This is a genomic window from Exiguobacterium sp. s163, assembly GCF_018617135.1.
Classification (GTDB): Bacteria; Bacillota; Bacilli; order Exiguobacteriales; family Exiguobacteriaceae; genus Exiguobacterium; species Exiguobacterium profundum.
Genome location: NZ_JACSJN010000003.1, coordinates 216,832 through 235,558 on the forward strand (window position 1 = coordinate 216,832; position 18,727 = coordinate 235,558).

Consider the following 18,727-nt stretch of genomic DNA (forward strand, 5'->3'; position numbering starts at 1 on the left):
CTCCTTATACGAAAATAGCGATGCCATAGAATAAAATTGAACCTACCAGAATGAAAGGTGCGAACGGGATAGACTCTTGACGGGAAACATATGGGTAGAGCATGTTCCGAGTCATTACGTATGTGAATCCACTTAAAACAGCAAACAGAAGGATGATGGGTATTGCCTTTGCACCGACCCAAAAACCAACGACAGCTGACAATTTGATGTCTCCTCCCATCGGGACATTTTTGATAAATGCCGGAATGAAAAGGATTAAGAATCCGAGCGCCATTCCAATATAATTCGAATAGCTTGCAATCATCCAACTATCACGTTTAATCGAAAATACTTCGAGCACGTTCGTCAAGTACATGAACATGAGCGCCGTAAGTAAGAAAATCCGATTGAAGTTGTCTGATATTTTCCTTGTTTTTAAATCCATGATGCTCGCATATGTCAGAAATGCGATGAATACGGCAAGGACGTCAGGCGTGAAAAGCATTGGTGAGGCAATGTCATGTATTTTCTCCATAGTGTGATACACCTCTCTATCCATACTAAATAGTATATAAAAATTCTACCTATTATTTTGACTATAGTCAAATTTAAGTAGGGCGATAAAAAAGAGCGGAACTCCGCTCTTACCGATACACTAGTCGAGTAACACTTCTCACCAACAACGTCTGTTTGCCATCATTGGCTTTATCAACAACAGTTACCGAGAAGTTAGCATTGTCAAATGAATTGAATACTTGTGATGTATAATTCTCTCCGATGTCGAAATGATTTGAAGTGTTCACTTCAAGGCGCACAAGAGCATCAATGGCAAATTGTGGTCGAGGACGTTCACTTTTATTTTTCCCAAGCCCGAATGTCGAGTAGTCAAAACTAGCCCGAACGTTTTCAAGTTTTACACTCTGTATCGTGTCGTTCACCTTTACTTGATTCGACAATTCTTGGCGATATGCTTCCTCAAGTTTTTCAAGGTACCTCTCATCGACGGCTTGTTTCAATTCTTCTCGAACCTGGTCTTCACTCTTATCAGACCGAAAGCCCGCCCCACCAATTTTTTCTTGGTAAAGTTGATTCAAATCGACATTCTTTTTAAGGGTGTTTCCGCCGGACAAATCCATTACAGCCTGTACCTCGTTGATTGTCCATTTCTTAACAATGATATCCGTATATCCTGCAATTATTGTTGCAATAATCAAAATCAGCATTACAGCAATTATGCTAAATACTCCGTCCTTGTTTTTGATACGTTCTTGAATGTGATTTAATTGCCCATCAGAGCTCTTCTGAGCCTGACGTAATGTCTTCCACTTCTTCCGCATCCAACTCACCTCCCGTTTCTTCTTCAGCTGTAGAGCCATCCTCAACATTGTCAGGCACATAATCATCCTCAGTCTCTTCCCATTCTTCTTCTACTGCATCTTTGGTATAGCTTTCAGATTTCCATTCATCAAAATCATATTTGAATTCTGAGACTGTGTGTCGCTCTGCTCCGACGTTGGATGTCGGAGACATGTTACCCAGAATGAGCTTCATCCCCATCCATTGATAAGATGCACGAATTTCTACATCCATGGAGTTCATGTAGTCCACATCGAATACGGTTTCTGGTGTGAGACGACCAGTTCGCACGAGATTCCCGCTCCGGTCATATTCAGATAGTGTCACCTGCCACAATCCTTCGTCACGAGTCCCCAAACCGGTACTCACCATTTTCCGTTCAATCTTTGTGAGCAACTCATTGCTCGTCATGTACATGTCGTCTCCTCCGGGATAACCATCTGGCGTGTCTTTGACAACACCACCCTGCTTCCCTAACACCCTGACGACTTCTGTCACCTCTTGGTTCACTCCAAAACGTTTCCCTCCTATGATGAGCAGGTCAGTCGTAAATGCGATGAATACAACAAAAAGTAGGAGAGCTATTGTAAATTCAATGAACTGAGAACCTCGTTCTTCGGACAATCTATTTTTGATTTCGTCATATGTCTTCATTTTCTCACCATCCTCACATTCTTGATTGATGTATTATAGATAGCTGACTAAGAAAATACATATAAAACAATGTCGTATTGAAGACATAAAAAAACAGGGCGTTTTCGCCCTGTCTAACACAATACTATCAGAGCCCCGATGGGTTGAAGTTTGTGTTTGCTTTGTCGAGTTTGTCTACAGAATCAGCAGAACCGAACAAGAACTCTTGAATTTCAGAACCAAACAAGAAGAGTGGAATTGCAATTAATAGAGCAACTGCCAATATCATGATGTACTCCGTAGTCGTTGCTCCTTCTTCACCGCCACAAACGAATTTGGCACGTTGAATCATATTTTTCATAGTGTATCCCCCATTTCTCTAAACATTATTTTCAATCTTAGGCGATTGCCTTCAATTTCTGTTATCTTATATTCTTTCAATTGCCTTTATAAGTATATAGAACCAATATTTTAAAAAACTTGGTTCTACATATTTATCAGGTCAGGTTCATCATGGAGTGGAACGTCGGCAAACCGAATGCAACGAACAGCGCTAACAGTGATGGTGCCTGCACGAGTGTTGCCATGATTTGACGCTGTCCAATTTTGTTCAAGATGACCTCGTACTGCATGTCCAACACTTTTTCTCGTTGCGATGAGAAACTCTCATTGATATCGATTCCTTGTTCAAGGTTCAATTTCACCAAGGAGAAGAATTCTTGAATCTCGAAAATATCAATTTCTTCATTCAAACGTGCAATCGCATCTGAGAGCGATAAGAGGTTCGCATTCACTAGGAATTTCTTCATGATTACTTTCCATTCAGGCGACATGTAAGGGAAAGACTCTTCGATGGCAGTAGCCAAAGGAATCCCTGCCGACAAATAACCTTGAATGATTCGAATGAACCCCGGGAATGAATTGAAGATTTTTTTCCGATTCTCTTCCGCCGCATTCTTCATCAGGAATGAGAATCCGAAAAAGAACACGAGAAATCCGACGACACCAAAGAATGGTGCGATTTGATATAAGAGGATTCCCGAAACGACAGCAATCCCTTTCAGGATAAGACGCATTGCAACGAATTGTTCTAGAGTGTAGTAAGTATCCCACCCTGAGATTTTCAAGTCTCTCTTCAACTTCTCGGTATCAGTTTTCTTGAGAAACGGTAATAGATATTGAATGACCGGCGACGTCACCGTCTCAATCGCTTTTTCTGTACCCTCGATTTTCGCTTTTCCTTCATCTGTGAATTGAAGTTGCCTCATTCGTTTCTGATGATTTCGATAGTCATCCATCGAGAACATCATCCCGAACAGGGAACGACTGAAAAAGAAGAACAACAATGCTCCCGCCAATATGAAAACAATATTCATCATAAATTATCCCTCCTTAATTAATCGGTGCTCCGATTTTTTTATTGATAAACCAGAATGTAGCAAGCATGATGGTCAAAATCACAGTCAAGCCCATCTGTCCGGTTGATGTGTGTAACATAAAATCGAGATAGCTGTCAGATGTAAACGATTGATATATCATGACAAAAGGAATAGCCGCGAGAACAACAAATGATTCCCTCTTAGGACCCGCAATCTCTTTGCGTAGCTTACTCTTAATTTTTTCATTGTCTCTATATTGCTTGTAAACTTCTCTCATCAAGCCATCACGAGCGTCCTTTGTTCCAAGACTTGAGGCAATCTCATAAAACTCTGTGAACAATAAAAGATATTGATTCCCAACACGACGATGCAAGTCTCGCAACGCTTCATTGATTGGGCGTCCATAATCCAAGTCGTTCTTCAATCGAAGAAGCTCTGAATATAATGGCTCGTTCCCCTTGAAATCATCCGTCGTATCTCGAAGTGCCTTCCCGAAGTCTCCGTGGGATGAATATCGTTCTATCGAAAGTTTGATGAATGACCCTACTTGTTTCTCGATGACCGACAATCTGCGATTTCTTAAAAACTCAATGATTTGTCCTGGTAAGAAGAAACCGATTATCGCCAAGACCGGCAATTGATAGATACTTTTCATTACGAAGAGCGATGTCAATGGGAGAAGTAGAGCGAGCAGAATCGTCAAAATTCGATACTCACCATAACTAAGATTTAAACCTGCCTGAAAGAGCCTAGACTCTGTCTCAAATTTCTTTGAAACCTCAACACGGTCTTCTAACATTTCCTCCAGTTTCTTCTTCAGAGCCAGTTCTCGAAGGCTCGATTTCGATTGTCGTTTTCGCATCTCAAGAATATTTTCATCACCTTCATCATCACGGGACATAAACGTCATGACGGAGAGAATGAGCATGAAAAGAACAAACAATCCAATAAACAAAATCAACATATTATCATCTCCTTTTTTAACTCAAACATTTTCCTGAAAGCCCATCATCAACACAGACCTACTCATCAGATGAATTTTTTAATATCTTATTGAAGTTGTTCCGTGCTCAACACTCAAATTTGTTCAATACTTGTTCAATCGCCAAAATTGGCATATAAAAAGACGATTTTCTAAGATGTCCGGTTAGATACATCATAGAAAAAGCGTCTTTAATTGGTGTGCTATCAAGCCCATCCTTCAACCAAATGTTTGATTTCTTCTCGTTTGACGCCACGTCGCAACATTCTCTTCGCTTTGTCAGGGCTCATTTTGTTCAACATGACAAATGTTTCTTTTTCAAAGTCAAACTCAAAAATTGGTGTCAATTGCGTTCGACCGGATTCCTCATTGAAGGTAACCTCAGAGATAATGGAGACTCGTCTGCCGATTTCAGGGATATCATCCTGAATGGCGATATAGTCGATAGCATTCCCGATGATACGTTCGACTACATCGATGCCCAGATTCGGCATCGCCATTAAATATTTGGTGACAAGTCGATTCAAAATATTGATAGGCTCCCCACCATGCATCGTAAAGATGGTCGCATGTCCTGTCTCCGCCGATTCGACCGCCGCTTGTGCCTCTTTCCCTCGAACCTCACCATACACGATATATTTAGGTTTTAGTCGGAGAGCGGCAACCCCTAAGTCGTAGAGGTCGATGTTTAGCTTTTCATTGGCATTCTTATGCGTGACCATCTCCAGTGTGTGCTTGTTTTTTGGATACAGTTCTTGAGTGTCCTCTAGGACGAGCATCCGCTTGTTCAACAAGGACACGTAGTGGTCAAGTAGGGCTCGAATTGTTGTCGTTTTACCGGAACCTGTAATCCCTGCATACACAAAGTTCAATTCACCCTTGATGATATGACCGAAGAAATCAGCCATCTCTTGACTCATCACATTCTGTCCGATGATTTCTGGAAGTGTAACATGTGACTCTTTATGTTTTCGGAACGTGAGCGAGTAATCCTTTGGTGTAATCACTTTGGATGTCGCAATGATACGGTCTCCATAAAATTCCGCATCGACTATCTTGTTTTCACCGTTGTTGATAGTTTTCCCAACACCTGAACCGCCTTTAAGAAGCACACGGTCAATAAAGTCTTTATAATGCTTAGGCGAACGGAAGTGATGTTCATACACCTCGTCCACACCATTCCGCTCCACTCTGATGTTGTTATATTCAATGCAGTACACGTCTGAGACTCCAGGGTCATAAAAAGCCGGTGCAAGTACGGAGTAACCGACAAACTCTTGTGCCGCTTGCTCGATGAACTGTTCAGGTTCCGTATTACGAACTCGAATGTTCCGCCCGTAAACAATATCTCGGATATCAGATTTGGCTTCTTCAATTAATTTCCGAAGAGCAGACTTGTCCTTCTTCTCATCTTCATCACGTGCAATTCCTTCGTCGCCTTTCAGTTTATCCCCAAGATGCTCCCTGACAATATCAAGGGCATCCTCAAATGAGTAAATGGTACCGACTTCCTTGACACCCTTCATTCTTTGCATGTCTTGCTTGAAGCTCCTAAAACTCTTTTCGATGGACATATCATCTCCCCCTTTTCAGTTAAAAAAGAAGAGGCATTCACCTCTTCGAATGATTATCGTGTAAAGAAATTCTTTTTCTTCTTGCCGTCCCGGAAATCTTGTAGCTGTTTTTGGTATTCGTGTTCGAGCCACTCTAGATTGTCGAGTTCCCAAATTTGGTTCGCAATTCGAGCGAAAGCGAGTTTTGGCAAAAGCGTATAAGGTGCTTCTCCTTCATCAAGTACAATCGGCTCCGCCGCATATAGTCTGTTCAAGAATACGGACTTCGGAATCATAGGTAACGTACCTGCGAGTTTGAACCCGCTGTCTCGAACATGTTCAGACGTGAAGACGAGTTCTTCCGGCTCTTCGACGCCATACATTTTCATATACTCTGGAACATAATCCTCGTTCAGGATGTACTCTACCTTATGCAAGACATCTAGATTCTCCAGTGTCGTCTTGTAACGGGTATTGTTTCTCACATTGTTAAAGTCAAGGTTCAATACGTAATACGTTTTGGTAGCTAACCGCAATAACGGATACGTCGTGACGTGTGCCAATGATGAATTCGTGTCGATGAATACGAGGTCGAATTCCGAGGCGACTAGTTCAACCAAATAGATGTATTGATATGGTTGGATGTTCTCAATCTCTTCCATCGTCAATGTTGAACCGGTGAGCACGTGAAGGTTTTTAAGTTTATGGTACGGACGGAAGCATTGAAGGACGAACTTGTTCACTTCTTCGACACGTCTGACATCATCAGAAAGATTTCCATCATTATCGACGATGGTTGCAATCTTATCCATCGCAGTTTTCAGGTTATAGTCATCATCTTCAATCGAGAGTAAGGTACCTAAAGATAGGTTTTGTAAGTCTGCCTCGACTAATGCAATACGTGGGGATTTCCCATTCTTTTTCTTTCCGTATTTTGCGATGATGCTCGGGATGTTTGTGGAGATGAAACTTTTTCCCGTTCCTGGTTTAATCGATGACACATTGTAGACGTTCTTATATCCGTCCTCCTCAACGTCCTCTTGTACGACATCTTGTTCTACATCGAATAAAAGTTGAGCCTTCTCTGCAGACTTTCTGTGATACTTCAATAGAAATGCGACATCTTCACGTGGGACAGGATTCTCCATGGCATATTCAATCTGTTTTGGAGCGATACTCTGTTCAATGAGGAGCGGGTGAATGCCCACGAGAACAAGTGAACCAAGCGCCATATAGCGTGAAACGTCGTTCGGCTTCGGAGTCACGGTCATGTATAAGAAACGAACCTGAGGATGTTCTTGTTTCAACTGTGCTAATAATTCTGTCAAATCTTCATTTCCGGTCAACATATCTGACACCATAACCATATTAGGTTTCAGCTTTTGGACAGCAGACATGAGTTCATGTCGAAAATTGATTTGACCGACAAATTCATATCCACTAAACTGCAGTACTATCTCATCTATTTGACGATAACCCGTAGCGAGTAATACCTGATTATTCATACAAATTCCCCCTTCTTTTAAAGCGTGTTTTCCTTATGTTTCATATATCTTATTTCATCTAAGGGTCAAAACATTCCCCATAAAATGTCGTATGCTGATTCAATAAAAAAAGAACCCGTTAAGGTTCTTTTATTTGTTGGATTCCGCAATACCCTCACCTGAGAATACTTTCGAGAAGTCTCCATGGATGTAACCAGAAGTATCGTATTCTTCAGATTTGTTGAATTGACCCGCAACTCGGATGTTACCCGTCTTCATTCGAGCTTGAATCTCTTCGGCTTGGTCGAGCGTTACGGCTAAAATGAGCTGTGCAAGTTCGCCAGTGTCAGCTTGAGCTTCTAACTCTTTTCCTTCTTCGACTGCCTGTTCACCTTTGACGTTTTGAGTGCGGTCTCGATATTCGAAACCTTCAGATGTCGTTGCCGCAAAGACAAGAACGTCCGACATAAATGTTTTTGAATAGCTGTACGATTTTCCATCTTTTGATTCTTGACCAACATAAATCAAATCGATTCGGTCGCCACGTTTGACGTTACCGCCAATCCCTTCACTATATGTGACTGGAATAGATACCTTTCGAAGTTTCGAAAGGTCTAGGCTTTCGAACGGGTCAACATTTTCCTTACTGACGATATTTGGCTTCACAACATATTCATTCTTGTACACCTTTGTCGAATTGTACTTTCCGATGATGTCATCCATCGACAATTCAAACGTCGAGTTCACGGCTTTTTCAGGAATTTCAACCTCAATTAAATCTGAAGCGGAAATCTGAGTGTTCGGTGCGATGTCACGACTGAATTGATATACTTTGACCGGTTCGATTTGCTTCTGCGTGTAGACATAGAATCCACCGGAAAAAACAAGAACCCCTGTGGCTTGTAGCAACATCATTGCAATTTTTTTACCTTTCATCTTATCTCCTCCTTACATGTTTTCGATAGTTTTAGCAATTTCAACAAACGCCTTTTTGAGTTCCTTGTTTCTCGACCCTAAAACAGCAGGAATGCCGTGATAGTTCGCATTCACGAAGTCCTTATGGGTGTTCGGGACAACCATGTGTACCTCATGTTTCAACCAATCTGAGATTGCTCGCTTGTCGAGTTCTGAATCCTCATATTTGTTTACTACATAATAGAGTTTATCGACCAAGTTTATGCTCTTGCTGTATTCAGTTACCTGTCGAACGCTATTGCCGACATGACAAATATCTTGTGTCAACGTATAGAAAACTTGTGTCCCAAAGCGAAGTGCCGTCTCGGTATAAGGATTGCTCTTTTCCATATCAGCATCAAGAATGATGTAATGATAGCCTGCCTCGAAGAGCAGGTGCATGCACAGCTCTTTCAATGTCTGAGGATTCCCTGCAGAAATCTCATTCGATGACTCGGTATAGCTCGGAGAAAAGAACAAGAAGTCCAAATTGTTCGGGAACAGTTTATATGCATTGAGCATGACATCTCCACCATTTGTCCGTTCGATAACTTCCTTCATTCGAACAATCGATTTATGAACGCCGGAGTAATCACCGGTCTCTAAGCCGAATAGCGCCGCTTCCAAGCCGTTGGACATATTACGGTGTAATTGGTAAAGATAATCGACCGTGGATGGTCTCTCTTTTAACTCGATATAAATCGTTTTATATCCGCTCAATGCCAACTGGATAGAGGTGTTCAATGCGATTTGGGTATTCCCTACTCCATGTTCGCTCCCGATGAATGTCAAGATTTTCTGTTTACCGTTTTTCGAGAGCTCTCGTTTTACAAATGCCTCGGCTTCTTGGTTGTTTTTGTGTAAGTCAACTTCTCTCTGTAGTTCAAGAGTCTTCAGCTTTAATCGCTCTGCATTCTCGTAGTCTTCATTTAAAACAGGTTGAGCCTTTGACTTTCGACCGAAGAACCCTTTGCTTCCAGATTCTTGTGGCTCCACATCCGGAATCGAATCCGGTGTGTCTACGTGGACTGGTTCCTCTTTTTTTGAACCGAAGAATCCTCTAGATTTTTTCTCACGAACCTCAGGTGGATTTGGTGATTGTTCCATCTCCTTTTGTTCCACCTTTTGTTCTACGAACACGGTTTTTTCTACATGGCGCACTACCTCTCTTGTTTGAGGTGGTTGAAAAAGAATTTCATTCGAAGACTCATCGATGACCGGCTTAGGTTGCAAGTGAGATACATGATGATACTGGTTCGGGTGTCGAACCAGGTCGATGATTTTCTTTGCCGGAACTTTTTCTTCGGCAAGAATATCGAAAATCTGTAGGTTCACAAGTGATGCTAACAATGCATCTCCGGGATTTCGTGAACCGGTAACGAAAATGATTCGAACTTCTGGATGATGCGTTCGAATGTTGTAGATGATTTCACTGATACGCTCAGTGCCTTTTAATTGCTCACGGAGGATGACGATGTCTGGCGCATTTTGCTCAATGTTCTTCAAAACACCTTCACGGTAAGTTGAGGTTCCGACAAAGTGAAACTCGTTTCCCAACTCGTTCTTGAAATATTCTTCAAGAGTACGGACTCCAATCGCCAATAAAATCTTTTCTTTTGGTTTGCTATGATTCATGGTGGTTCATCTCCTTCCTATTTTTCCATCAGACCTATCGAGAAAGATAGGATAGACATTAATCTTCGGTATTATATCTACAGGAGCGTCAGAGTATGAATCCAAACAGGTCGTATGCTGAATAAATAAAAAGACCCCGTGGATATTCACCACGAGGTCTGTCGCCATTCTATATTGAAGCAAGTTTCTATAGATATATTGATAGTTCAATATTCATAATGGTTTATTTTTTAGATTTTGTCTTAGTACCGCTAGATTTCAATTTTTTCTGTAGTTTCACAATCTTCATGAAGAGGTCTTTTCCTTCAGTCCACATTTCCTCGTCATCCCATTCCGTGTTCACGACTGAATCCAAAATGGATAAGAGCATATTTTTCTCAGTGGTGCCGAGTTTCTTACCGTTCACCTTGAGCGGCGTGACTCCCAATAACTCAAGCAACTCAACTGGTTCTGAACTTGTTGTCTGGAAATCGCCTACGGCTCCACCTTGTCCAATCATGCTGAGTACCATTGTCGGGTCATAATCGAGTGCTTTTGCTAGTTTCACGACCAACGTAACTGAAGGAGCGGTACGTTGCCCTTTTTCAAAGCGATGAATATAAGAGACCGAAAGACCTGCCTTCTCTGCCAATTGCTGTAGTGTATAGCCTTTTTGTTTTCGTGCAGTTCTCAACCAAACGCTAAAGTCTGTTGTCACGCCACGCTCTAGACGCTTCTTCAGAATTCGAATGCGTCGTTCAAATTCACGTTCGATGATACCTTGGTATCCGACACCAATCTCTGTGATGATGTATTCCATAGTCTTCTTGTATTTATCTTCAATGCGTTCAATTTCTTCTTGAGGAACCTTTTTATGTTTCTCCTCAGCTTCATCAAGTTCCTTCCATAGTTCTTGAACTGGAGTCCAGTTATGGCTCTCAATCAATTCATAGAATAGCGTAGAACGAGTAATCTTCAACCCCTCGTTATGAGCTTTTGCAAATTTCAATGCTTCTAATGCACGGTAGAGTTTGTTTAAAAAGTCTGCAGTGATAATTCGGTTCTTCCATTCGGATTGAATGGCATCAAATTCCTTTTCGATAGCAGGAATATTGTCCACTGCATCATCCTTTTCGAGCATTTGAATCAATTTATTTGCACGCATAATATCTTTTTGGTCGAGTTCCTCTGTTACTGACGCCCATTTATTATTTTGATTAACCATAAGTATTCCTCCAAAAAATTTTTTCATTTTTATTTGACAATAGTCAAAAAATTAACTATACTAAAAACAGTTGATGACGTTAGTTCTGACCAAACCAACTCATCTACTCTTAATTTACCCAGGGGAGATATTCGTTAAACCACTTTTTTGACAAAAGTCAAAAATATTTTTCGCCTTCTTGCGAAGGGGGAAACCATCATGAATCAGATTAAAAAAGTAGAAAAGACTAAAATGTCACGAGGCACAAAACGTTTACTGGAAGAAGCCATCAACGGATTGGAACCCTCGGAACAATGTAACACGAACGCAATCTGCGATAAAATGGTAGAGTTAATAATGGATAGATATGATGGAGCTACTCTTGATTATCAACTCAAACGCATGGACTTAGAGACAACTGGACGAATCATCGAAAAGATTAATGCTTACTTCCAGAAGCACCCTCATAAAATTGAGGAGGTATCTCTGACTGTTTGAGTCGTAACCTCATCACCCATTTCTTCGAAAACAGTGAAACGTGTCATTGGATAGAAAAGAGTCGAATCAATCGGCTCTTTTTTTTTTCTTGTCTATAATGTAAAACATTTTTGCACAAAAAGTCAACAAATATATTAATAATTTTATCATTTATATTTTGACTACACGCCTATATTTAGCTCTAGTCCGACAAAAGCACAGTTGTAAATCCTAAGAAAATCACATAGAAAAAGAAGTTAAAAGATTATTTCTATAAAGGAGGAGAAGCCAATGCGCAAAGAATTGAGAGATGCGATTAATAAGCTTGAAAGGGTTGATATCAAACTCCTGCACAAGCTTTATCTTTTCCGTTGTTTGACCGTGCGCCAAGCGTATCGGGTTCTTTATAAGGATATCTATGATTCATTCGTAGAATTTGAAAGTGAGCGATTGGATAAATTGGTTGAAATCGGTGTCGTCGAGAAAGTGGGATTCCATGTGGATAATTTCGCATTGTTCCTGACGACGAATGGTGTTGATATTGTAAGAGAAGCTGTCCAATTGCCGGCTCAGATATTCAACCCCGACACGAAAACGGTGAAACGTGGGTATTATCGTGCGGGTGAATTGCGAATGAGCCCTAGACTTATCAACCACCAGGTTCATTTGAATCAGTTCGTTTTAGAATTTTCGGCAATCGCAGATGAGTTGGGGCACACCTTTAACTATTTTGACGAAAAGTATGTCTCACAATACTTCGCCATTCGTCCGGACGGATTGATTCAAATTTTTGATACGGATTTCTTTATCGAGATGGATATGGGGACAGAGAGCCAGAAACAGTTGATAGACAAATGGAATCATTACCGAGATTTCTTTCGTTCTCAAGAATACAATGAGAAGGAGAAGAAGATTGTCGTGCTATTCGTCACTCAGACAAACCGGAATCTCGAATCGAGAAAAGATATCGTGAGATTCACCGCATCTCAAACAATCATTGATGTCTTCGGAGAAGGGTTTGATATGCATATCGGTTCCCGTGAGGAACTATTACATCTCGTGTTCGAAGAGCTGATTCCAGACATGGTTTACCAAAATGACACAAAAGCAAAGATTCTACGGCTCTTGTATCAGTATCATGACTTCGGGATTGCACCGGCGGAACGCCTTCGGAACATGCTTCACGATACCACCTATGAATATTACATTCGTCGGTTGAATGCTGATGGTGAGATTCGTTCTCTCTTCGGGAGAGTCCAAGAATTTTTAATCGATGATTATTCAAGTCAACCGTTATCTGTTCTGCATAAGATAAGTTATCACAAGCGGAACTCGAACTCGTACCGATTAAAGATGCAACGAGAAATACCATATATCGTGGTTGTTTCTGACGAGCAGACATTGTATAAAGACTTGCTAGTCACGGATATAAAAAACCCTGACAATGTCTTTTTCACTACTGTCACCAGGTTGGAGAAAAGAGACTTTCATGATGCCCTCTTTCAAGTAGACCAACAAGGGAACTTGTATCACTTTACAAATGATGGTCTCACTGAGCGGGTATTTGAGAGCAATCTTAGAGAAGATTTAATCTAGTTTCCTAAATAACGAGAAAAGAGACCTTACATTGAGGTCTCTTTTCTTATTGCTGTATATATTCACGATTCGCCTTAGCAATCTCCTTTTCGAGTGCTTCACGGTTTTTTTCGTACTCTGCATCTAGATATTGGAGAGATGCTTCACTCAAACCTGGAGTCTTCTTTCTGAGATAGGCTAACAGGACATCTTTTTTCAATTGATGTATCGTTTTCTCTTTTCTATACATGATACATCCTTCCTTTCATTATTTTTCTTTTTTAGAGTCGTAACAATGGCGACACAGTGCCTCGTATAAATCACTATGACCAAGCTCAACTATTTTATCGTTGGGTATCTTCTTGTGACTTATATAGGCATCCTCACCGCATCCCATACAAACTGCTTTGTGTTTATTCACCTCATCGGCTATACTCATCAGCTGTTGCGTGACGTAAAACGGATTCCCTTTGAAATCCAAATCCAGACCCGCAACATAGACACGCTTCCCCATCTGAATCAATGATTGAATATCTGATATGATATTGCTAGAAAAGAACTGGATTTCGTCAATCAGGACGACATCTGCAGATTTCACTTCATCCATTTCAATGATACTTAAATGTTCACAGACGCTTGTTGCAAGCACCTTGTTGCCATCATGTGTCATGAGATATGTTTCGCTGTAACGATTGTCCAATTGTGGTTTTATAAAGATGGTGCGCAATCCGGCATATTCATAGCGTTTCCCCTTTCGCCTAATCGCATCACTCTTGCCACTAAACATCGAACCACACTCCACAATCAAACCCTCTTTGATTTTTTTTGTCATTTTACCCACTCCCTTTTGTCTATGTTGTCATTCATATATTCTCTCGTGATATTCTATGCCATTTAATGTGACAATTCGTTATTGGACAGACAAAAAGAAGGATGAAATCATCATTCATCCTCCTTTATTGGCATACATCGAGTGTTACTGGATAATGCTGTCCACAAGGTCATCAGTTGCTGACCCTTTCACTTCAAAACGAAGGTCATGATTATCGCCTAATAGATTTGGCTCATAGACACTCAAACCATTTACTTCATCAAGATTTTTAGTTGGCACACCATTGATTTGAGGAGTCCAGACTTCGAGTTTATACTCGCCGTCCTTCACATCTTCTCCAATATACAACTTCCCTGGTTCAGTGATACCCATGTCGCTTGTTGTCTTAAGTTTATAGACAAACAATTGATTCTCAACGTTACCAAGTTTACTTGCCTTCTCATCTAAGACCAACATTGGAGCTGTTCCATTAGCACCTGAGACTGAAAGTGCTTTGTCTAGACCTGGTGCCTTGATGAAAATGTCTTTTGGAATGTTTGGTTCTACGTTGAACGGGCGTACCGATACACCTTCGCCAGTTCTCTTCAAGCGATTTTGGAAGTTAGGAATCGCCACCGCTGATGGTTGTGTGCTGAATGCGTTCGTCTTATAAGCGACTTCAACCTTGAGCTCGTACCCGTAACCGGCTTTGATTCGAGGAAGTCTAGAAGCTGTTAGCATATCAACCCAACCGTAAGCATCTGCTCCGAGCTGTTCACGGTTGTCTTTCGTGAATTTCGAGCGGAACAGAACACGCTGAATCTTGTAAGATTCTTCTTGTTCAACTCGTTTGATAGAAACGTTCGGTTTGTTCACATATTTCGTGAAGACATACTCGTTTCCGCTCTTCGAACGATATGGGATACGCTCTCCCTTGAAGCTTGTCACGTTGTATTCTTGAGTCCATGAAGATGAAGTGTTGCGTACCCATTCTTCATCGCTAGGTGAAAGCATATATCCAGATACATATCCGGAAGTATTGGCATTCCCGTAATTGTCTCCCTTAGGCAACGAGATGAGTCCAAGATTTCCAAGTGTTGATGCTTTGTTGTTAGCTTTGACATCTTTCGTCTTAGAATACTCCCAAGCATCGTCGGTATCATTGATGTGAACGGTAGCCGCCATCCAATCGTGAGGCTTCACGTCAGCATCCATTTCAATTACGATGTTTTTATTTTTCCCTTCTACGACATGTTCTGAGAAGTACTCTGTCTTCCCATCAAGTGTCACAGAGAAATCGATGTCTTCTTGGAAGTTTTTCTTGACCGCTTCTGAAGGAGCGTCTTGAGTCAGAGTGAAGCTGACGGCAACTTTCATCTTATCTCCTGTTGCAGAACGTTCTGTACGAGGGACGACCTGAAGGTTCTCGACGCCATAATCATATGGTCGTTGCCATGTCTTCGTATGAACATCGTTCCCTTGATTATATCTACTGTATCCATCCGAGATTTCAAAGTCGCCAGTAGCTTTTACATATGGGTTTTCATACAACACAGCTTCCTTCGTTGTGAAGGTAAACTTCTGACCATTTCGAACTTGTTCGTTCAAGGTGATAACTTCTTGAGAATAATCGGAAGCTCCACGTGGCAATTTACGTTCGATGTTTGATGCGACAGAAAGTCGGACATAAGGATAAATCCATTTCTTGAACTCGTAATAGACGTTCCCGTCCTTATCTTTCTTCTTCTCGTAGTCTGCATATCGAATGTCTCCACCGTTATATTCATAAGTGTAGCGTACACGATACTTCTCACCAGGGATGGGTTGTGCAACGACATCGCCATTTTCACCGATTAACTCAATCTTCTCCATTTCCATATCCCCTGGTTTCGCTTTAACTGCAATTGGGAGGATTGCCGCATCATCATCCGTGTTTAGATTGTCTTGTGACTCTTTGCGATGGTCAGCTCCGATAAGACCTGTCAACATGACAGAGCTATCCGCTTGGTCATCAGGGATGACGATGTCTCTTAAATAGAAGTTCATCGACCCTTTCGCCGAAATTTTACTTCCTTTCACCGCTTTCAAGAACTCGTTGCCGTTTTTACCACGGAAGTTCGATGGATAAGAAATGGTTGGGTCATAGTTCTTCTTGAACCCTGTCTCAATGACTGATTGCGACAATCGGGTAGCGGTATTGTTCAAGTTTTTGACCGTTACTTTAAGGTCGTACTTTGTTTGAGTGTAAAGTACTTTCTCTCCACGATACGAAACTTGTCCGGTTCGTTTCCCTGGGGTTGTATTTGTGTACACCCCTACCACATCTCCTGTGCTCTTCTCGATTACTTCCATACGTGTAATCATCATATTTCGTTGTTCAACGTCATTGATTACCGCATATTCCATGTAACGATAGACAGGATTGCTTGAAGAACTTACATTCCAAATTCCTCGTAAGAATCCGGTATTATGAAGTGCCGGAGCCGTCAACGAGAGACGTTCCATCCAGTACGAGACGGAATAGTTTTTGCCTTTATGGGATTTCATAGCAGGGTTCTGGTCTAGAAGTTTCTTGACAAGGTTATATTTCATGTCGTAGTGCTTCTTCTCTTCTTCCAATTTATCTCGTTTCTGAGGGTCTTTCTCAGCATTAATCATCGATTGTGTGATACGACGTGCGGTGTCAAATTTTGAACCAGGGACATAGTTCGGTAATTTTGAGCTCTGCCAAGGTTTCGTGACATAAGGATAGCTGAAAGGATGATAGTTGTAGCCATAATCCTCAGGGAAGAAGGCATTCCCAGTCGTTGTCGCATCAGAGCTGTAACCGAGGTAACGCCACTCACCGAACCGACCTGCGAAACTCCCTGTTGTATCCATGTTTACACTTGAAACAAAACCGCCTGCAGTTCCCTTTTTCACACTCGCAACCGACTTAGCTTTTGTTTTAAAGTTGTGATTGCTTTTAGAGGCAAGTAGACCACTGGTCGTCCATGCGCTGACATTTCCTGCTTTTTTAGTTTTGACATTCTCATACACACCGGAATAGTTAGACAAGCCGGTCTTCACGTCACGTGGGCGTACTGGGGAATAAAAATAGACTCCGTTTTTGTATGTCTTGTATACCAATGGACTTCCTAGTTTTGAATACCACTCAGCACGTTCGTTTTTTTTAATGAACGCCATTGCGGTCTTATCCCATGGGTGCGGAATAAGTGATGAGTCTCCGCCATTGATATAATCCTTCGCCATGGTTGGAGTGGAGTGTCCAGACAATGCCAAAGTAAACACAGCTCCAGTAAGGAGTGATTTTTTAATTGTTGTATTCATGTAATTCCCTCCATCCTTTTTATAATCTTTCTTATTCTATATAGTGGAGGATAGAGTATTCACTATTTAGTTGTTCAACCACAAAAAAACGGTACCGAATCGATACCGTTACGTTACTTATTTTGTTTCAATTCGAAGAGAAGAGCCAAATGCTTCGAATTCGAATGCCTTTCCACCGAATGTTTTGACTACAATCGTTTTTCCGGAACCGGCGTTGTAAGCGAATTTTTCAAATTCCTTACGAAATGCATCATAATGTCCCGCTCCTGCTGTAGCCGTCACATAAACCTTGATAGCCGAGTTATATTTGTCGTACCAAAGTTTGTACTCTTCTTGAACTTCCTTTCCAAATACATCTGAACGCTCATAAGCCGCATTGTAATTCGTTCGGTCAAAGAACATGACCCCTCGATTTTCGGAGAAAACCATTCCTGAAGAACCGAAATTCATCACGTCTCCGGTCTGTTTGACCGTATGGTTGAGCTTGAATTGACCATCAACCGAACCTGACTCACGTTTAAATACCGTTTCGAATAATTTTGCCTTTTCAACAGCAGACAAATTGTTCGTTGGTTTAGGTGTTGGAGTTGGTTTTACCTTTTTCGGGTCATAGACATACTTAGTAGGGACATATCCTGTTTTCGCACCGTACTTGACCTGCGTCCAAGAGCCGTAAGCTTTGACGAAAGTCACAGACTTGCCTTTTGGAATGGTTGTGAGTGTCTTATATTTGCTACTACGTCCAGATTTCAAAGCAAGTGAACGAGTTGTCTTGTAAGACACCGAAGTCGATGGTTTCGATGCGGTTGTCCCTTTAGAGATATATTTCGTCGGAACGTACCCAGTCTTCGAACCGTATGAGACTTTTGTCCAAGAACCGTATGCCTTCACGTACTTAACAGACTTACCTTTCGGAATAGTTGTGAGTGTCTTATATTTGGTACTACGCCCAGACTTCAAAGCAAGTGAACGAGTTGTCTTGTAAGACACCGAAGTCGATGAATTCTTACTTACTGTTGACGCTTTCACTTCTTTCAGATAGCTTCCATAAGAGTAACCGGTTTTCCCTTTGTATGTCACCTTGTACCAGTTTCCGATTCTGAGGCTTGACGTGACCTTGGCTCCCTTAGGGATTTTAGTAATCGCTTTATATTTAGTAGAGGCTCCACTTCGTACAATCAGATTTGCTGTCGTCTGATAAGTTTTCGTCTTGAATTTAGTTGTGGTCGCCGCATGTCTCACAACGGGAGAATCATCTTTGGCTAATTCTTGCCCTGCAAAAATACCACCAGTGAGAAGCCCAAGCGACATGACTACAACTGCCATTTTTTTCTTGAAATTTGACTTTTCCATCTATTTTCATCCTCTCGAAATTCCATATAGTTTACTTGATTAC

General features: G+C 41.3%; 17 protein-coding genes. 2 read left to right on the forward strand and 15 right to left on the reverse strand.

What is annotated here, in order from left to right:
- Positions 1-4: 4 nt before the first annotated feature.
- The 11 genes from KNO71_RS09980 to KNO71_RS10030 form a co-directional block, all read right to left on the reverse strand.
- Positions 5-514 (reverse strand): prepilin peptidase, encoded by a 510-nt coding sequence (locus KNO71_RS09980; protein WP_214688412.1) that lies wholly within the window; start codon positions 512-514, stop codon positions 5-7.
- A 109-nt stretch (positions 515-623) separates the two neighbouring features.
- Entirely contained in the window at positions 624-1,316 is a 693-nt protein-coding gene (locus tag KNO71_RS09985; protein WP_214688413.1) for a hypothetical protein, read from the reverse strand.
- Entirely contained in the window at positions 1,270-1,845 is a 576-nt protein-coding gene (locus tag KNO71_RS09990; RefSeq protein ID WP_214688414.1) for a hypothetical protein, read from the reverse strand. The genes KNO71_RS09985 and KNO71_RS09990 overlap by 47 nt, the downstream gene beginning before the upstream one ends.
- Before the next feature lie 271 nt (positions 1,846-2,116).
- Complete coding sequence (locus KNO71_RS09995; protein WP_214688415.1) at positions 2,117-2,329, reverse strand: hypothetical protein; 213 nt, start codon at positions 2,327-2,329, stop codon at positions 2,117-2,119.
- A 136-nt stretch (positions 2,330-2,465) separates the two neighbouring features.
- Positions 2,466-3,347 (reverse strand): hypothetical protein, encoded by an 882-nt coding sequence (locus tag KNO71_RS10000; protein ID WP_214688416.1) that lies wholly within the window; start codon positions 3,345-3,347, stop codon positions 2,466-2,468.
- 13 nt (positions 3,348-3,360) lie between these two features.
- The gene (locus tag KNO71_RS10005) at positions 3,361-4,311 is read right to left on the reverse strand and encodes a type II secretion system F family protein (protein ID WP_214688417.1); all 951 of its coding nucleotides are present in this window, start codon (positions 4,309-4,311) and stop codon (positions 3,361-3,363) included.
- A gap of 224 nt (positions 4,312-4,535) precedes the next feature.
- Complete coding sequence (locus KNO71_RS10010; protein ID WP_251030835.1) at positions 4,536-5,864, reverse strand: TadA family conjugal transfer-associated ATPase; 1,329 nt, start codon at positions 5,862-5,864, stop codon at positions 4,536-4,538.
- A 92-nt stretch (positions 5,865-5,956) separates the two neighbouring features.
- The gene (locus KNO71_RS10015; protein WP_214688419.1) at positions 5,957-7,387 is read right to left on the reverse strand and encodes an ATPase; all 1,431 of its coding nucleotides are present in this window, start codon (positions 7,385-7,387) and stop codon (positions 5,957-5,959) included.
- Positions 7,388-7,516: 129 nt separating this feature from the next.
- Positions 7,517-8,302, reverse strand: a complete 786-nt coding sequence (gene cpaB / locus KNO71_RS10020; RefSeq protein ID WP_214688421.1) for a Flp pilus assembly protein CpaB — start codon at positions 8,300-8,302, stop codon at positions 7,517-7,519.
- 12 nt (positions 8,303-8,314) lie between these two features.
- Complete coding sequence (locus KNO71_RS10025) at positions 8,315-9,955, reverse strand: CpaE/TadZ family protein (RefSeq protein ID WP_214688423.1); 1,641 nt, start codon at positions 9,953-9,955, stop codon at positions 8,315-8,317.
- Positions 9,956-10,178: 223 nt separating this feature from the next.
- Positions 10,179-11,159: a helix-turn-helix domain-containing protein gene (locus tag KNO71_RS10030; RefSeq protein ID WP_214688425.1), complete on the reverse strand. Its 981-nt coding sequence runs from the start codon at positions 11,157-11,159 to the stop codon at positions 10,179-10,181.
- Positions 11,160-11,357: 198 nt separating this feature from the next.
- Here KNO71_RS10030 and KNO71_RS10035 point away from each other — a divergent pair, with 198 nt between their 5' ends.
- Together KNO71_RS10035 and KNO71_RS10040 are read left to right on the forward strand one after the other, a co-directional pair.
- The gene (locus KNO71_RS10035) at positions 11,358-11,636 is read left to right on the forward strand and encodes a hypothetical protein (protein ID WP_214688427.1); all 279 of its coding nucleotides are present in this window, start codon (positions 11,358-11,360) and stop codon (positions 11,634-11,636) included.
- 270 nt (positions 11,637-11,906) lie between these two features.
- Positions 11,907-13,211: a replication-relaxation family protein gene (locus KNO71_RS10040; RefSeq protein ID WP_214688429.1), complete on the forward strand. Its 1,305-nt coding sequence runs from the start codon at positions 11,907-11,909 to the stop codon at positions 13,209-13,211.
- A 46-nt stretch (positions 13,212-13,257) separates the two neighbouring features.
- Here KNO71_RS10040 and KNO71_RS10045 read toward each other — a convergent pair whose 3' ends face one another.
- The 4 genes from KNO71_RS10045 to KNO71_RS10060 form a co-directional block, all read right to left on the reverse strand.
- Positions 13,258-13,440 carry a hypothetical protein gene (locus tag KNO71_RS10045; protein ID WP_214688431.1) on the reverse strand — a complete coding sequence of 61 codons (183 nt, stop codon included), beginning with the start codon at positions 13,438-13,440 and terminating at the stop codon, positions 13,258-13,260.
- A gap of 18 nt (positions 13,441-13,458) precedes the next feature.
- Complete coding sequence (locus KNO71_RS10050) at positions 13,459-14,022, reverse strand: thymidine kinase (RefSeq protein ID WP_214688434.1); 564 nt, start codon at positions 14,020-14,022, stop codon at positions 13,459-13,461.
- Between the two features lie 144 nt (positions 14,023-14,166).
- Positions 14,167-17,331: a hypothetical protein gene (locus KNO71_RS10055; RefSeq protein WP_214688435.1), complete on the reverse strand. Its 3,165-nt coding sequence runs from the start codon at positions 17,329-17,331 to the stop codon at positions 14,167-14,169.
- 117 nt (positions 17,332-17,448) lie between these two features.
- The gene (locus KNO71_RS10060; RefSeq protein WP_214688436.1) at positions 17,449-18,684 is read right to left on the reverse strand and encodes an SH3 domain-containing protein; all 1,236 of its coding nucleotides are present in this window, start codon (positions 18,682-18,684) and stop codon (positions 17,449-17,451) included.
- Positions 18,685-18,727 lie beyond the last annotated feature (43 nt).

Bases quoted from the DNA above. Each gene is read 5' to 3' on its own strand.
- KNO71_RS10005 (WP_214688417.1), bottom strand. From the start codon at position 4,311: ATGTTGATTTTGTTTATTGGATTGTTTGTTCTTTTCATGCTCATTCTC.
- KNO71_RS09995 (WP_214688415.1), bottom strand. From the start codon at position 2,329: ATGAAAAATATGATTCAACGTGCCAAATTCGTTTGTGGCGGTGAAGAA.
- KNO71_RS10010 (WP_251030835.1), bottom strand. From the start codon at position 5,864: ATGCAAAGAATGAAGGGTGTCAAGGAAGTCGGTACCATTTACTCATTT.
- KNO71_RS10060 (WP_214688436.1), bottom strand. From the start codon at position 18,684: ATGGAAAAGTCAAATTTCAAGAAAAAAATGGCAGTTGTAGTCATGTCG.
- KNO71_RS10030 (WP_214688425.1), bottom strand. From the start codon at position 11,159: ATGGTTAATCAAAATAATAAATGGGCGTCAGTAACAGAGGAACTCGAC.
- KNO71_RS10000 (WP_214688416.1), bottom strand. From the start codon at position 3,347: ATGATGAATATTGTTTTCATATTGGCGGGAGCATTGTTGTTCTTCTTT.
- KNO71_RS10025 (WP_214688423.1), bottom strand. From the start codon at position 9,955: ATGAATCATAGCAAACCAAAAGAAAAGATTTTATTGGCGATTGGAGTC.
- cpaB (WP_214688421.1), bottom strand. From the start codon at position 8,302: ATGAAAGGTAAAAAAATTGCAATGATGTTGCTACAAGCCACAGGGGTT.
- KNO71_RS09980 (WP_214688412.1), bottom strand. From the start codon at position 514: ATGGAGAAAATACATGACATTGCCTCACCAATGCTTTTCACGCCTGAC.
- KNO71_RS10055 (WP_214688435.1), bottom strand. From the start codon at position 17,331: ATGAATACAACAATTAAAAAATCACTCCTTACTGGAGCTGTGTTTACT.
- KNO71_RS09985 (WP_214688413.1), bottom strand. From the start codon at position 1,316: ATGCGGAAGAAGTGGAAGACATTACGTCAGGCTCAGAAGAGCTCTGAT.
- KNO71_RS10045 (WP_214688431.1), bottom strand. From the start codon at position 13,440: ATGTATAGAAAAGAGAAAACGATACATCAATTGAAAAAAGATGTCCTG.
- KNO71_RS10040 (WP_214688429.1), top strand. From the start codon at position 11,907: ATGCGCAAAGAATTGAGAGATGCGATTAATAAGCTTGAAAGGGTTGAT.
- KNO71_RS10035 (WP_214688427.1), top strand. From the start codon at position 11,358: ATGAATCAGATTAAAAAAGTAGAAAAGACTAAAATGTCACGAGGCACA.
- KNO71_RS10015 (WP_214688419.1), bottom strand. From the start codon at position 7,387: ATGAATAATCAGGTATTACTCGCTACGGGTTATCGTCAAATAGATGAG.
- KNO71_RS10050 (WP_214688434.1), bottom strand. From the start codon at position 14,022: ATGACAAAAAAAATCAAAGAGGGTTTGATTGTGGAGTGTGGTTCGATG.